This window comes from Burkholderia sp. Bp8963 (assembly GCF_003854275.1).
In the GTDB taxonomy this organism is placed as follows: Bacteria; Pseudomonadota; Gammaproteobacteria; order Burkholderiales; family Burkholderiaceae; genus Burkholderia.
The window spans coordinates 63678-77801 of the sequence record NZ_QTQP01000001.1 but is presented as its reverse complement, the minus strand read 5'-3'; the positions used below and the strand labels follow the sequence as shown (position 1 = coordinate 77801).

12 protein-coding genes are annotated in these 14124 nt (G+C 69.9%); 7 read left to right on the top strand and 5 right to left on the bottom strand.

The features are described from left to right. Positions 1–85: 85 nt before the first annotated feature. Together DID96_RS00340 and DID96_RS00330 are read right to left on the bottom strand one after the other, a co-directional pair. Positions 86–1300 carry a porin gene (locus DID96_RS00340; RefSeq protein WP_124597287.1) on the bottom strand — a complete coding sequence of 405 codons (1215 nt, stop codon included), beginning with the start codon at positions 1298–1300 and terminating at the stop codon, positions 86–88. 494 nt (positions 1301–1794) lie between these two features. Next, positions 1795–2859, bottom strand: a complete 1065-nt coding sequence (locus DID96_RS00330; protein WP_124597285.1) for a phytoene/squalene synthase family protein — start codon at positions 2857–2859, stop codon at positions 1795–1797. 373 nt (positions 2860–3232) lie between these two features. Between DID96_RS00330 and DID96_RS00325 the strand changes: the two genes are divergently transcribed. After that, positions 3233–3859: a glycerophosphodiester phosphodiesterase family protein gene (locus tag DID96_RS00325; RefSeq protein WP_124597284.1), complete on the top strand. Its 627-nt coding sequence runs from the start codon at positions 3233–3235 to the stop codon at positions 3857–3859. Between the two features lie 55 nt (positions 3860–3914). On the opposite strand, the gene DID96_RS00320 is transcribed toward DID96_RS00325, so the two are convergent. Both DID96_RS00320 and DID96_RS00315 read right to left on the bottom strand, forming a co-directional pair. Beyond that, positions 3915–5540, bottom strand: a complete 1626-nt coding sequence (locus tag DID96_RS00320) for a rhodanese-related sulfurtransferase (RefSeq protein ID WP_124597283.1) — start codon at positions 5538–5540, stop codon at positions 3915–3917. Positions 5541–5667: 127 nt separating this feature from the next. Next, entirely contained in the window at positions 5668–6234 is a 567-nt protein-coding gene (locus tag DID96_RS00315; protein ID WP_124597282.1) for a cysteine dioxygenase, read from the bottom strand. A gap of 74 nt (positions 6235–6308) precedes the next feature. Here DID96_RS00315 and DID96_RS00310 point away from each other — a divergent pair, with 74 nt between their 5' ends. Then, a complete protein-coding gene (locus tag DID96_RS00310) occupies positions 6309–7232 on the top strand; it encodes a LysR family transcriptional regulator (RefSeq protein WP_124597281.1) in 924 nt (307 codons plus the stop codon). Positions 7233–7293: 61 nt separating this feature from the next. Here the strand turns inward: DID96_RS00310 and DID96_RS00305 are convergent, their stop codons facing one another. Continuing rightward, positions 7294–8712 (bottom strand): acyl-CoA dehydrogenase family protein, encoded by a 1419-nt coding sequence (locus DID96_RS00305; protein WP_124597280.1) that lies wholly within the window; start codon positions 8710–8712, stop codon positions 7294–7296. 426 nt (positions 8713–9138) lie between these two features. Between DID96_RS00305 and DID96_RS00300 the strand changes: the two genes are divergently transcribed. From DID96_RS00300 to DID96_RS00280, 5 genes are read left to right on the top strand one after another with little or no spacing between them, the layout of a single operon-like run. After that, positions 9139–10224: an LLM class flavin-dependent oxidoreductase gene (locus tag DID96_RS00300; protein WP_124597279.1), complete on the top strand. Its 1086-nt coding sequence runs from the start codon at positions 9139–9141 to the stop codon at positions 10222–10224. 20 nt (positions 10225–10244) lie between these two features. Then, on the top strand, positions 10245–11090 hold the full coding sequence (locus tag DID96_RS00295) for a class II aldolase/adducin family protein (protein WP_124597278.1): 846 nt from the start codon (positions 10245–10247) through the stop codon (positions 11088–11090). A 38-nt stretch (positions 11091–11128) separates the two neighbouring features. Next, complete coding sequence (locus tag DID96_RS00290; protein ID WP_124597277.1) at positions 11129–12163, top strand: ABC transporter substrate-binding protein; 1035 nt, start codon at positions 11129–11131, stop codon at positions 12161–12163. A gap of 4 nt (positions 12164–12167) precedes the next feature. Continuing rightward, positions 12168–13298: an ABC transporter permease gene (locus DID96_RS00285; protein WP_124597276.1), complete on the top strand. Its 1131-nt coding sequence runs from the start codon at positions 12168–12170 to the stop codon at positions 13296–13298. Then, the gene (locus DID96_RS00280; protein WP_124597275.1) at positions 13292–14110 is read left to right on the top strand and encodes an ABC transporter ATP-binding protein; all 819 of its coding nucleotides are present in this window, start codon (positions 13292–13294) and stop codon (positions 14108–14110) included. The genes DID96_RS00285 and DID96_RS00280 overlap by 7 nt, the downstream gene beginning before the upstream one ends. Positions 14111–14124 lie beyond the last annotated feature (14 nt).

Below are 14124 nucleotides of genomic sequence, written 5' to 3'. Positions count from 1 at the left end.
CACAAAACGACAAGCGCAAAAAAACCGGCCCGAAGGCCGGTTTCGTGTACTGCGTTCCGATGCGGCGCTCACGCGCCGCGCGGAATCAGAAGCGGTGGATCAGGCCGACGCCTGCGGCGATCTGGTTCTGCTTCGAACCTGCGCCGACGCCATCACCGATCGACGTGGTCGCCGAGATGACCGACGCGCCGTTGAGCGTGTTGCCGCTCGCGTGCTGGTACGCCTCAACTGCGTACAGGCCCGTGCGCTTCGACAGGCTGTAGTACTGCGACAGCGTGACCTGATGGTACTTGGCCGAGCTCGAGATGCCGTTCGACTCGGTCGCACGCGTGTACGAGTAGCCTGCCGCGAAGTCCCACTGAGCCGATGCCTTCCAGTGCAGCACTGCGCCAGCCGTGTTGAAGATCGCCGTGTTGCGGAACGACGAGCCCACGCCCGGGATGTACTGGACGTTCGAGTACGACGCCGAAATGTCCCACGACGGCGTGAACTGGTAACCGGCCGTCACCGCGACGCGCTGCTGCGACTGCGCCGTCTTGTAGCCGTTGTTGATCGACGACACGGCCTGTTCCGCACCGTTGCCGCTCGTGTCCAGACCGTTCTGCGCGGTCGAGTTCGCGCCCCACACACCGCCGCCGAGCGTCGCGTTGTTGATGCGCTGGTAGCCCACCGCGATGCCTGCCGGGCCGTTCAGGTACTGGATCGCCGCGCTCCACGTCGAGCCGCGGTTCGTCGCGCCTGCGACGCCGCCGAACGAGTACGAACCGCCGACCGTGAAGCCGTAGAACTTCGGCGACATGTAGACCAGCGAGTTGTTCGCGCGGTAGCTCGTATCCAGCGAATCGATATCGCCCGGGTGCGCGCCGTAGTAACCGGTCAGCCAGGTCGTCGGGCTGTACGGCGACAGCAGCGTGTAGTACGCGGTGTACTGGCGGCCGGCCGTCAGCGTACCGTACGTCTGGTTGGTCAGGCCGACCCATGCCTGGCGCGTGAAGATGCCGTTGGTCCACTGCGACGAGCCGTTATTCGCGTTGAAGCCGGCTTCCAGCTGGAAAATCGCCTTCGTGCCGCCGCCGAGATCTTCGCTGCCCTTCAGGCCGAAGCGGCTGCCTGCCCAAATGCCGGTGGCCATCTGCACCTTCGAGTGGCCGCCGGTAGTCGCGCCGGTTGCCGACGAGTTGTTCTGCCACGCGATGGCGTTGTCGACGATACCGTACAGGGTCACGCTGCTCTGGGCGTGGGCGGCGGTAGCGGCTGCGAGGCCGACTGCCGTCATGGCGAAAGCGACGCGCTTTTTCATTGATTCTCCGTCCTCAAAGAATGATTTCTTTTCTGGTGTGGTTTTATGACTGACACATGTGCGAGTACATGCCGGTGCGATTCTGACGGATTACCAACCGTTTCCCAATATGCGCAGTCGGTCATCGTATGATCGACGCAACGCACGGGTTCACCAAACGGTTACAAGACACCTGAAAACGCTTACGCGGCGGGCGTCTCCGGCATTTCCCGGTGAAAACCCTAGCTTTACATTTTTACTGGTGCATCGCGACCGCCTGATGTCGTCAGACGCCTTCGGCACGAACCCTCTTACAAATGGGTGACTGCGACCGGTGCCGCGGTTCGCGCCGCCGCGCAGGATCGCCGACATTCATGACACCCACGTTTCGGGAAACGAAATCGTGAAAACGTTTCAGTGCCTGTGGCGGGAATCGGACGGAAATGGCCCGCGAACGCGGGCCGAAGGGCAAGCGGCGAAGCCGGGCCTGCCGCACCGGCATCGTTCGGCACGACTCAGCGCACGGCCGGTTGCGCGATCCGCACATTCACTGCGTCGACCAGTGCGTCCAGCCGCGCGCGGATCGCCGCGTTCGAGCCGACGAGCGCGAGCGACGACGCCATGATCCGGTAGACCCGCTTGCGCGGCACCTTCGCCGGCCGGGCCGGATCGAGCCATGTGTCGTGGCCCGCCAGCAGCTCGAGCGTCTCCAGGCCGATGATGATCGGCCACAGGCACGCGAGCCGCAGCCGCACGAAACGGCGCGGAATCGCGAGCGTGTACCGGCACGCGTCGCGATATTGATCGAGCGCCACGCGCAGCAGGTCGACCAGCACGCCGCGCGCGCGCGCCGACGCGTCCGCCGACATCAGCTCGGCGACGCTGACCCGGTGCGCAGCCAGTACGTCGTCCGGCAGGTAGCAGCGGCCGATCCGCAGATCCTTCGCGCAGTCGCGCAGGATGTTGGTCATCTGCAGCGCCTTGCCGAAGCGGATCCCCTTGTCGCGCATGTCGGCGAGGTCCCAGCCGCGCGCGGCCCGCGTATGCGCACCGGTCATGTCGGTCCAGAACTCGCCGACGCAGCCGGCAACCAGATACGTGTAGCGATCGAGCATGTCGCGGGTCGGCAGCGACGCGACCTGCCCCGACTGTTCGTCCGGGAACGTGCGCAGGTCGAATTCCATCCCCGACGTCAGCGTCGCGACGACCTTGCGGATCGACGCGCGGTCCGCTTCCGGCTGCGCGCGCAGCAGCGCGAGCATCGGTTCCATCGACGCGAGCAGCACGTGCTCGTGTGAGTCGGTCTGCATCCGCGTGACGTCCTCCAGCGCGCGCGACAGCGCCGCACCGTCGCCGAGCCGCTCGATCTCGTCGCGCAGGTCGGTCAGCAGCGCCGCGCGGCGATCGGGCGCGACGAGCGCCGTGTCGGCGATCGTGTCGGCCGCGCGCGCGAGCAGGTAGGCCAGGCCGACCGGATCGCGCATGCCGTCGGGCAGCACGCGCAGCGTCAGGTAGAAGGAGCGGGAAACGTTCTTCAGCAGGTCGCCGAGCAGGTACGCGGAATCGATATGAGTCGTCATGGGTCGGTAAAAATCGGCCGGCGCGGGGCCCGGGCGCTCATGGGCGCCGGGCGCCCGCGCCGGCCCGCGAGTCGCCGCATCGCCGCGCGCGGGCGGACGTCGGCCCGGCGCGGCGATGCAAAAGTCCCGCAAGTTTAGTGCATCCGCCGCACCGGCTCCCGGAGACGGGCCCGATCGTGCCCGTGCACCGCCGAGCCTGGCGGCCCGACCCGTACGCTTGTGCGTCGAAACGAAACGGAAAGACACACGTAATACATATGTAATGCTCGAGTGCGACGATCGCGTCCCGTTCGATCGCGTGCAGCTGGCATCCCCGAGCGCGCCGCCGGGTCGACCGCCCTTTCACCGACTTTCCGTTCGAAGGTTCACCGACATGCTCATCACGCGTCCGCGCGCCCTGCGCTGCATCCCGTTCGCCTGTGCCGCCGCCCTCCTGCTTGCCGCCTGCGGCGGCGACGACGTCACGGCGACCGATCCCACGCGGCCGATCGCGGCGAAGGTCCAGGTGGTCGGCCATCGCGGCGCGAGCGCGCTGCGGCCCGAGCACACGCTCGCGTCGTACCGCAAGGCGATCGAGGACGGCGCCGACGTGATCGAACCCGACCTCGTCGCGACCCGCGACGGCGTGCTGGTCGCGCGCCACGAGAACGAGATCTCCGGCACGACCAACGTGGCGACGCTGCCGCAGTTCGCGAGCCGCAAGGCGACCAAGACGATCGACGGCACGCAGCTGACCGGCTGGTTCACCGAAGACTTCACGCTCGCCGAACTCAAGACACTGCGCGCACGCGAGCGCATTCCGCAGATCCGGCCGTCGTACACGTTCCGGCCGGAGAACAACTTCCTGCCCGCGTCGCTGAAGGACGGCGGCACGCCGGCCACGCGCAATACCGCCGGCTCGGTGCGCGAGATCCACGCGTACCTGCGCGCGGGGATCGACGGCTTCTTCACCGATGATCCGGCCGTGGGCCGCACGGCCGTCGATACGTTCAAGCACTGACGCGCCGAACGTGCGGCAAGCGCGCCGCGCACGTCGCGGCGCGCTCGGCTTCTCGTCAGATCACGCGGAAGTGGTGCGTGCCGTCGCGCTTCAACTGGTCGACCAGCCCGTATTCCCAGTCGAGATACGCCTGCATCGCGGCGGCCGCATTGTCGGTGCCTTCGTACGGCCGGCGGTAGCGGTCGATACGCGGCGACGCCAGATGCGTGTCGCCGTGCTCGAGCGGCGACCCGGCGTCGATCCACGCGGCCGTGCCGCCCGTCAGCACCGAGATCGCGGCCGAATCCGGCAGCAGCGCACGCGCGTCGTCCGCGGCGAAGCGCGCGAGCAGGCTCGAGCCGCACGTGAACACGTAGCGCTGCGCCGGCGGGATCGCCGCGAGCGCGTCGCGCAGCTGCGCACGCACGGCGAACCACGCGCCCGGGATATGGCGCTTCACGTAGTTCGCGCTGGCCGTCACGTCGACGATCGCGATCTCGCCCGCCGCGGCTTCCCGCAACCAGCCCGCGAGCGTCGCGGGCGACACCTCGGCCACCTGCGGCGTCGGCGGCACGTCGCGCGGCGGCTGGCCGCGCTCGGTGAATGCGGCCGCGCCGGCCGGCTCGACCACGCGCACGTCCCAGCCCATCTGCGCGAGCCACGACGCGGTCATGTCCGCACGCACGCCGTCGTCGTCCGCGAGCACGATCCGCGCGCCGCGCACGGCCGCGTGATGGTCGGTCTCCTGCACGAGCTGGCCGCCCGGCGTGCTCAGGAAACCCGGCAGATGGCCGGCCTCGTATTCCTCCGGCGTGCGCACGTCGAAGCGGTACAGCGTGCGGCCCGGCTCGTCGAGCGTGGCGACGTCCGCCAGCGCGATGCGCGGCACGCCCGCGCGCTCGGCCACCGCGCGTGCGGCGCGGCGCGCCTCGTCGCGCTGCGCGGGTTCGATATCGACCGGAAAACGTCTTGCGGCACCGCGCTCGAGCGTCTGGCCGGCAAGCGTCCAGCCGATCGTGCCGTTGCGCAGCGCGGCGACCGGGTTCGGCAGCCCCGCGTTGATCAGCGACTGCGTGCCGATGATGCTGCGCGTGCGGCCCGCGCAATTCACCACGACCTGCGTGGCCGGATCCGGCGCGAGCGCGCGCACACGCAGCACGAGTTCCGCGCCCGGAACGCTCGTCGACGTCGGGATGTTCATCGTCTGATATTCGTCGAAACGGCGTGCGTCGACGATCACCACGTCGGCCTTCGTGTCGATCAGCGCCTGCACTTCCTGCGCGGACAGCGACGGCGTATGGCGCTCGGCCTCGACCCATTCGCCGAACGACTTGCTCGGCACGTTCACGTCGATGAACAGCTCGCCGCCCGCGGCGCGCCAGCCCGCGAGCCCGCCGTCGAGCACCCGCACGTCGGTATAGCCGAGCTGCGCGAGCTTGTCGGCGGCGCGCGGCGCGAGATCCTCGCCGCCGGCTTCGCCGAACACGACGATCGGCGTGTCGCGGCGCGGGATGCGCGTCCACGCGTCGAGTTCGAGCTTCGACAACGGGAAGTTGGCGGCCCACAGCGGATGACCCTGCGCGTACGGATCTTCCTCGCGCACGTCGATCAGCGCGATTTCGTCGCGGGCCAGCAGGCGCGCGCGCACGTCCTGGTACGACGCGACGGGGAAACGGGAAATGGAATCAGCGGGTTGCGTCACGATGTCTCTGTCGGATTCTGTTGAAGTCGTTGAAGGAAGCAAACGGGTCGATCTCGAGGCCTGCGGGCCGGCACCGGCAACGACGCGCGAGCGCCGCGCGCGATACGCGGTCGGGTCGCGCGGTCGATCATGCGTTCGAATAGCCTGACACGAACGGTTTCACGGTGCCGTCGTCGAGGAATACCGCCCGCTCGACCTTGCCGATGTTCGCGCCGTACACGTGAATGCTGATCGACACCTGGTCGGCGAACGCATTGGTCACACGATGGACGTCGCCGATGCGCGGCGACACGGCCTCGACCTCGCCCGGGTGCAGCCGCACCGCGTCGCCGGCCGGCACCGGCTTGCCGGCCGCGTCGAACCGGTACGGCTGCGAAAACTCGCCGCCGCGCAACATGCCGATCAGCCCCCACACCGTGTGGTTGTGGATCGGCGTCGTCTGGCCCGGCCCCCACACGAAGCTGACGACGGAAAACCGCTCGTCGGGATCGAGATGCAGCAGGTACTGCCGGTAGCGCTCGGGATCGGGCTGCGCGAACGCGTCGGGCAGCCAGTCGTCGCGCGCGACGAGCGCCGCGAGCAGCGCCCCGCCCTCGTCGAGGATGCGCGCCTCGTTGGCGCCGGACGAAAGCAACGCGCCGAGGCCGTCGACGAACGGACGCAGCGGCGTCTGCTGCAACGAAAGCGTACTCATCGGCTGTCTCCTCGAATATGATGCCGAATATGATGGATCGTCATGATGCACCCGAAATACCATGCAGAACAAACATGAAAATTAGCGATATCGATGCTTTTGCAGCGGTCGTCCGCTGCCAGAGCCTGAGCCAGGCCGCGGCCGAGCTCGGGATGACGCAGCCCGCGATCACGCGCCGCGTGCAGAATCTCGAGGAAGCGCTCGGCGTGACGCTGCTCGACCGCAACACGAAGCCGCCGCGGCCGACCGACATCGGCCGGCAGGTGTTCGAACAGTGCCGCGCGATCCTGCGCGAAGTCGATGCGCTGCGCGAGCTGACGGCCGGCCAGCGGCCGCCCGAAGGCGAATTCCGCATCGGCCTCACGCAAGGGCTCGGAGAACCGATGCTGCCCGGCCTGATCGCACAGCTCGCCGCGCAGTGGCCGGCGCTCGCGACGCAGGTCACGACCGCGTGGGGCGGCGTGCTCGTCGAACGCGTCGCGCGCCGCGATCTCGACGCGGCCCTCGTGTTCCTCGCCCGCGAGATGGTGCTGCCGCCGCAGGTCGAAGGCGTGCGACTGCTGGCCACACGGCTCGTCGCGGTCGGCCGCAAGGGCGACTGGCCGCGCCGCAGCTACCGGCTGGCCGACTGCCACGCGCGCGGCTGGGTGCTCAATCCGGACGGCTGCGGCTTTCGCGCGGGCCTGCGCCGCGCGCTCGACGCGCAGGGGCTGCCGATGCCCGTCACGCTCGATACCCATGGCCGCGACCTGCAATTGCAGAGCGTCGCGAACGGGTTCGGCATCGGACTGATGCCGCTGCCGCTGCTCGAAGGCAGCCCGCTGCGCGACGCGCTCGACATCGTGCCGCTCGCCGACTTCAAGCCGCAAATCGATCTGTGGCTGCTGCATCGGCAGGATGCCGCGCGCTTCGCGGCGCCGCTCGCGGCCGTCGCCGCGCATGCGCGTACCGCGTTCGCGCTGCCGGCGGATGCCGGCGTGCACGACGAGGCTGCCTGATCCGGACGGGCGCCGCGTGAACGGCGTCGCGCCGTTGGCATCGACACCCACGCCGCGCCGCTCACGCATCGTCTCGACCGGATCCACGTGCAGCGTGCGACGTCCGGCTCGTGTCCGCGTCCGCGTTGTTCGTGGTCGCGGTTTGCGCCGGCGCGGTGCGTGACGTCGCATCCGCTTGCGCTTGTTCGGCGGCGTTCGCGGGGGTGCTTCGTGCCGCCGCTGCCGCGTCGAGTGCCGCGCGTCCGGCGGCGACCGCGATCGCGTCGTCCTGCGGCGTATGCACGCGGCTGCACAGCACGTCGCGGTAGTGACGTTCCAGCGGATTGTGGCGGCTCAGCCCGTGATTGCCCGACAGCTTCAACGCATGCTCGACGGCGCGGATCGCCTGCTCCGTCACGGTTCGCTTGACGAGGCCGCTCGTCGTCACCGCCGGCGCGTCGCCCGCATCGGTGCGCGCGACGTGATCGTCGAGCAGCACGCGGTTCGCATGCAGCCACCCTTCGATCTCGCCGACCGCTTCCTGCACGCGCGGCAGCGTCGCGAGCGGCGCACCGAGCCCGCTCGGCGCACGCGTCGTCGCGAACTCGAGCAGCCAGTCGCGCGACGCACGCGCCACCGCATCGTAAAGACTGCCGAGCAGCGCGACCATCCACGCGTGCTGGTCGGCCTGCGCGTCGGCATCCGCATGGCTCGCGGCCGACACGGCCCACGCATCGGGCGCGCGCACGTCCACCGCGTGGTCGGCAGGCAACCACACGTCGTCGAACACGACCTCGTGGCTGCCCGATGCGCGCAGGCCAAGATGATTCCAGCTTTCGATCACGCGGATGCGCGCGTCGTCCGCCGTATTTCCGTCCGCATCGCGCTCGCGCCGCACGACGAACACGCCGACGCGCGGCTCCGGCTCGTCGGTGCGCGCCCACACGGCCAGCCAGCGCAGCGCCGGAATGCCGGTGCTGTACAGCTTGTGGCCGGACAGCCGCCAGCCGTCGCCGTCGCGGCGTGCAATCGTGTCCGGCAGGCCGCCGCGCGACGGCGAGCCGAGCGCCGGCTCGACGCGCAGCGCATTGATCAGCGCGCCCTCCTCGACCGCACTGCGGAACACCGCGCGTCGCACCGGCTCCGGCCAGCGGTTGTCCGCGCGGCCAAGCGCGCGATGCTGCAGATACGTCATCGTCAGCACCAGCGCGGTCACGGGATCGGCGCGCGCGACGGCGGCCACGATCCGGCTCGCCTGGGCGAGCGTCGCGCCCGCGCCGCCATGCTCGCGCGGCACGACCTGCGCGATCAGCCCGGCGCGATGCAGCCGCGCGAAGTTCTCGTGCGGGAAGCGGCCGTCGACGTCGTTGCGGGCCGCGTCGGCCGCGAGTTCGGGCGCGAGACGCTCGAGCAGCGCGGCGACGCGCGCGTCGTCGGCAGGCAGGTGGCGCAGCGACGACTGTGGGGGCTGCGGCGAGGAAGCAGCAAGGCTGGCGGACATCGGTACGGGTTCCCTCGGTGACTGGATGACTGGGTAGAACGTCGGCGCGGCGCTCGATCGGCGGATAAGGCGGCTCGTCGAGCCGGCGGCGATGGCCATGGATGCGCGTGCGTGGATTGGAAACGCGCTCCAACACATCCATATATGGAACGGGACACGAACCTCGAATCGCGTACCGATCCGTTTCCTCCATTTCGGCGCAGGGGCGCAAAGCACGCCCTGCACGCAGCCGCATCCTTCCGATTCATTCGGTCGCGAGCCCACAGCGTATGCGCACCGCCGGCGCGCCCAAACCATGCAAATCTGATATTCAATTCGGGATTGATTATTTCCGTTCCGCATGATCCCGGCGGTAATCTGCGCTGCATCCCCGCCCCGGCCGGCCGTCGCTGGCCGCGCCGGGCCGTCCTTGCATCGGAGACCCAGATGAGCGTCGAATTCATCGGCATGATCCAGTGCCAGAAGCAGTCGGAAATCCATCCGCCCGCCGGCCCCGTCGTCGACCCCGACTATGTGCGCGACTTCGCCCGCGCACACGAAACGGCCGGCTTCGACCGGATCCTCGTCCCGCACCACTCGACGGGCCCGTCCGCGACGCTGACGATCGCGTTCGCGGCCGCCGCGACCGAGCGCATCCACTTCATGCTCGCGCATCGGCCGGGTTTCACCGCGCCGACGCTCGCCGCGCGGCAGATCGCGACGCTCGACCAGTTCAGCCGCGGCCGGCTCGCCGTGCATTTCATCTCCGGCGGCTCGGACAGCGAACAGCAGCGCGACGGCGACTTCCTCGACCACGATGCGCGCTACGCACGCACCGACGAATACCTCGGCATCCTGCGGCGCATCTGGACCGAAGCGCAGCCGTTCGATCACGACGGCGCGCATTACCGCTTCAAGCAGGGCTTCTCGGAAGTGAAGCCGTTCCAGCAGCCGCACGTGCCGATCTACTTCGGCGGCGCATCGAAAGCGGCGCTCCAGGTGGCCGGCAAGCACGCGGACGTCTACGCGCTATGGGGCGAATCGCTCGACCAGGTGCGCGACCTGACCACGCGCGTGCGCGCCGAAGCCGCGAAGCACGGCCGGCAGGTGCGCTTCTCCGTGTCGTTCCGGCCGATCCTCGCGGCGACCGAAGACGAAGCGTGGGCACGCGCGTACCGGATCCTCGACGAAACGCGCCGGCTGCGCGAAGCGGCCGGCCTCGGCGCCGGCGGCCCGCAGCAGAGCGAAGGCGCGCGGCGCCTGCTCGCCGCTGCCGAACGCGGCGCGCGCGTCGACAAGCGGCTGTGGACCGAGATCGCGAAGCTCACCGGCGCGCGGTCGAATTCGACCGCGCTGGTCGGCACGCCCGAGCAAGTGGCCGACGCGCTGCTCGACTACTACGACCTCGGCGTGACGACGTTCCTGATCCGCGGCTTCGATCCGCTCGAAGACGCGATCGACTACGGCCGCGAACTGATTCCGCGCGTGCGCAGCGGCGTCGCGGCACGCGACGCCGCGCGCCGCGCAGCCTGACGCAAACGGAGCCACGCCCCATGTCCGCCGTCCTGTCCTCTTCGTCGCCCGCGCGCACCGCGTCGGGCCTCGTGCTCGCCGATACGCCGCGCCAGCACTTCTGGTTCGATCCGCCCGCACCGCGCATCGACGTCGCCGCCGAACGCCGCCACCGGCAGGAGCGGCTCGCGGCCGCGTTCCGGCTGTTCGCGCGCTACGGCTTCGCGTCGGGCCTTGCCGGCCACATCACCGCGCGCGATCCCGAACTGCCCGATCACTTCTGGGTGAATCCGCTCGGCGTGCATTTCTCGCAGATCAAGGTGTCGGACCTGCTGCTCGTCAACGCGCGCGGCGAGACCGCGATCGGCAACCGGCCGCTGAACAAGGCCGCGTTCGCAATCCATGCGGCGATTCACGATGCGCATCCGCACATCGTCGCGGCCGCGCACACGCATTCGACCTACGGCAAGGCGTGGTCGACGCTCGGCCGCCCGCTCGATCCGCTGACGCAGGACGCATGCGTGTTCTACGAGGACCACGCGCTGTTCGACGACTTCACGGGCATGGTCGTCGATACGAGCGAAGGCGCACGGATCGCCGACGCGCTCGCGAAGCCCGACGGCAGCACGCACAAGGGCGTGATCCTGAAGAACCACGGGATCCTGACGGCCGGCCCGACCGTCGAGGCGGCCGCGTGGTGGTACATCGCACTCGACAACGCCGCGCACACGCAGCTGCTGGCCGAAGCGGCCGGCACGCCGCAACCGATCGATCACGCGACCGCGCAACGCACGCACGGCCAGATCGGCGGCCCGGAAGGCGCGCTGCATGCGTTCGACAGCCTGTTCGCGCGCGTCGTCGCCGACGAACCCGACCTGCTCGACTGAGCGCCCCGCCGCACGACCGGAACACCGGAGACCACACGATGACCGAAACCACCGCACCCGCGCCGACCGGCGCCCATGACGACACACGCCGCCGGCTGCTGCGCGCGGCCGGCGCCGCCGCGCTCGCCGTGCCGGCGATCACGCTCGGCCGCAACGCGTGGTCCGCGCCGCCGCTGAAGAAGCTCACGTTCGCGTGGAACCAGAACGCGTTCTGCCTGACACCGATCGTCGTCGCGCAGGAAAACGGCTTCTTCGAGAAGAACGGGCTGAAGGTCGACCTGATCAACTACAGCGGATCGACCGACCAGCTGCTCGAATCGATCGCGACCGGCAAGGCCGATGCGGCGGTCGGGATGATCCACCGCTGGCTGAAGCCGCTCGAAGCCGGCTTCGACGTGAAGATCATCGGCAGCTCGCACGGCGGCTGCGTGCGGCTGCTCGGCTCGAAGACGGCCGGCGTCACGACGCTGCAGGCGCTGAAGGGCAAGACGGTCGGCGTCAGCGATCTCGCCGCGCCGGGCAAGCACTTCTTCTCGATCCTGCTCGCGAAGAACGGCATCGATCCCGAGCGCGACATCACGTGGCGGCAATATCCGGCCGACCTGCTCGGCGTCGCGGTCGACAAGGGCGAGATCCAGGCGATCGCCGACGGCGACCCGAATCTGTACCTGCTCGAAAAGCGCAGCAACGGCGCGTACACGGAACTCGCGACGAACCTGTCCGGCGAATACGCGCGCAAGGTGTGCTGCGTGATCGGCGCGCGCGGCGACCTGGTGCGCAACGACCGGCCGGCGGCCGCCGCGCTCGCGCGCTCGATCGTGCAGGCCACCGAGTACACGCACGACAACCCGAACGAAGCCGCGAAGGCGTTCGCGAAGTATTCGCCGAAGATCAATCCGGAAGACCTGCGCAAGCTGTACGCGACGCTGACCTACACGCACCATCCGACCAGCGTCGACCTGCAGCAGGAAATCGCGTTCTACGCGGACGACTTCCGCCGGATCGGCGTGATCAAGAAGAGCACCGACCCGCAGCGCTTCGCGCAGCAGGTCTATGCGAACGTGCTGGGGTGACGCGATGTCGACGCTCGAACACGTTTCCACGGTGCGCGCCGCACCGGCGCCGGCCGGCGCGCCGGGCACCTTGCCGGAACCGTCCGGCGCTGGCGCCGGCATCGCCACGACGGCACCACGCATCGCCTGCACCACGTGCGAAGCCACCCGGGCGGCCGACGCCCGCCGCGCGCGGATCTGGCCGACCGGCATCGCCGCGGCGCTCGCGTGGGGCGCGCTCGGCGCGGTGACGCGGCTGTGGCCGAACCGCATCGTCGGCTTCAGCGACTGGGCGTACACCGACACCTTCGGCACGGCCGCGTGGGCGATCGCCGCGCTCCTGCTCGCGCTCGCGACGCTGGCCCCGCGCGTGGCCGCGCTGCGCGCGCCGCTCGCGCGGGTGCGTCCGGCCGGCCCATGGCTCGTCGCCGCGCCGCTCGCGCTCGCCGCGTGGGAAATCGCCACCGCGAAGACCGGCTGGCTCCCGACGCCGTTCTTCGCGCCGCCGCAGGCGCTGATCGAGGTCTATGCCGACGACTGGCCGCGCCTCGCCGGCAGCGCCGGCAACACGCTGAAGCTGCTCGGCGTCGGGTTCGCATACGGCGTCGCGGCCGGGTTCGCGCTCGGCGTGTCGATCGGCTGGTCGCGCCGGGTCGGCTACTGGGTGCATCCGCTGCTGCGCGTGCTCGGGCCGGTGCCGGCCACCGCGCTGCTGCCGCTCACGTTCTACTTCTTTCCGTCGAGCTACTCGGCCGCAACGTTCCTGATCGCGCTGTCGACCGGCTTCCCGGTCGCGGTGCTCACCTGGTCCGGCGTCGCGAGCGTCGACAAGCAGTACTACGACGTAGCCCGCACGCTCGGCGCGAACGCGCGCTTCCTCGTGCTGCGCGTCGCGATTCCCGCCGCGTTGCCGCACGTGTTCGTCGGCATCTTCATGGGCCTGAGCGCGTCGTTCACGGTGCTCGTCGTCGCCGAGATGATGGGCGTCAAGTCCGGGCTCGGCTGGTACCTGAGCTGGGCGCAGGGCTGGGCGTCGTACGTGAACATGTATGCGGCGCTGCTCGTGATGGCGCTGCTGTTCTCCGGCCTGATCGCGCTGCTGTTCGCGGTGCGCGACCGCACGCTCGCATGGCAGAAAGGAACCGTCAAATGGTAAGCGTCGCGCTCGACTCCCCCGTCTCCGCTTCGTCGGCGCCAGCCGCCGAAGCGCCGCGCGGCGCGCGCATCGACGTGCGCCGCGTGAGCCATGCGTTCGACACTGCGGGCGGCGCGCTGCCGGTGCTCGACGACGTCACGCTGTCGGTCGCCGCCGGCGAATTCGTCGCGCTGCTCGGCCCGAGCGGCTGCGGGAAATCGACGCTGCTGCGGCTCGTCGCGGGCCTCGACGCCGCGCGGCACGGCACCATCGCGCAGGATGGCGTGCCGATCAAGCGGCCCGACCCGTCGCGCATCGTCGTGTTCCAGGACCCGACGCTCTATCCGTGGCGACGCGTGCGCGCGAACGTTGCGCTCGGCCTCGAGGCGCGCGGCGTGCAGCGCACCGCGCAGCATCGCGTCGACGATGCGCTCGCGCGCGTCGGGCTGCAGGACTTCGCGAACGTGTTCCCGCATCAGTTGTCGGGCGGGATGGCGCAGCGCGTCGCGCTTGCCCGCGCGCTCGTCAACGATCCGCGCCTGCTGATCCTCGACGAGCCGCTCGGCAAGCTCGATTCGCTGACGCGGCTGACGATGCAGGCCGAGCTGACCGCGCTGTGGCGGCGCGAGCGCTTCTCCGCGCTGCTCGTCACGCACGACGTCGAGGAAGCGCTGTTCCTCGCGCAGCGCGTGATCGTGTTCGGCCCGCGGCCCGCGCGGATCGTCGCGGAACTGCGCGTCGACCTGCCGTATCCGCGCCATCGCGGCGACCCGCGCCTCGCCGCGCTGCGGCACGACGCGCTGCGCCATCTCGGCCTCGATGCGAGCTGGTAGATGCGCGGCGTCGC

Coding starts and splice junctions, on each gene's coding strand:
- DID96_RS00330 (WP_124597285.1), bottom strand. CDS start 2,859: ATGACGACTCATATCGATTCCGCGTACCTGCTCGGCGACCTGCTGAAG.
- DID96_RS00310 (WP_124597281.1), top strand. CDS start 6,309: ATGAAAATTAGCGATATCGATGCTTTTGCAGCGGTCGTCCGCTGCCAG.
- DID96_RS00300 (WP_124597279.1), top strand. CDS start 9,139: ATGAGCGTCGAATTCATCGGCATGATCCAGTGCCAGAAGCAGTCGGAA.
- DID96_RS00340 (WP_124597287.1), bottom strand. CDS start 1,300: ATGAAAAAGCGCGTCGCTTTCGCCATGACGGCAGTCGGCCTCGCAGCC.
- DID96_RS00305 (WP_124597280.1), bottom strand. CDS start 8,712: ATGTCCGCCAGCCTTGCTGCTTCCTCGCCGCAGCCCCCACAGTCGTCG.
- DID96_RS00315 (WP_124597282.1), bottom strand. CDS start 6,234: ATGAGTACGCTTTCGTTGCAGCAGACGCCGCTGCGTCCGTTCGTCGAC.
- DID96_RS00285 (WP_124597276.1), top strand. CDS start 12,168: ATGTCGACGCTCGAACACGTTTCCACGGTGCGCGCCGCACCGGCGCCG.
- DID96_RS00280 (WP_124597275.1), top strand. CDS start 13,292: ATGGTAAGCGTCGCGCTCGACTCCCCCGTCTCCGCTTCGTCGGCGCCA.
- DID96_RS00290 (WP_124597277.1), top strand. CDS start 11,129: ATGACCGAAACCACCGCACCCGCGCCGACCGGCGCCCATGACGACACA.
- DID96_RS00325 (WP_124597284.1), top strand. CDS start 3,233: ATGCTCATCACGCGTCCGCGCGCCCTGCGCTGCATCCCGTTCGCCTGT.
- DID96_RS00295 (WP_124597278.1), top strand. CDS start 10,245: ATGTCCGCCGTCCTGTCCTCTTCGTCGCCCGCGCGCACCGCGTCGGGC.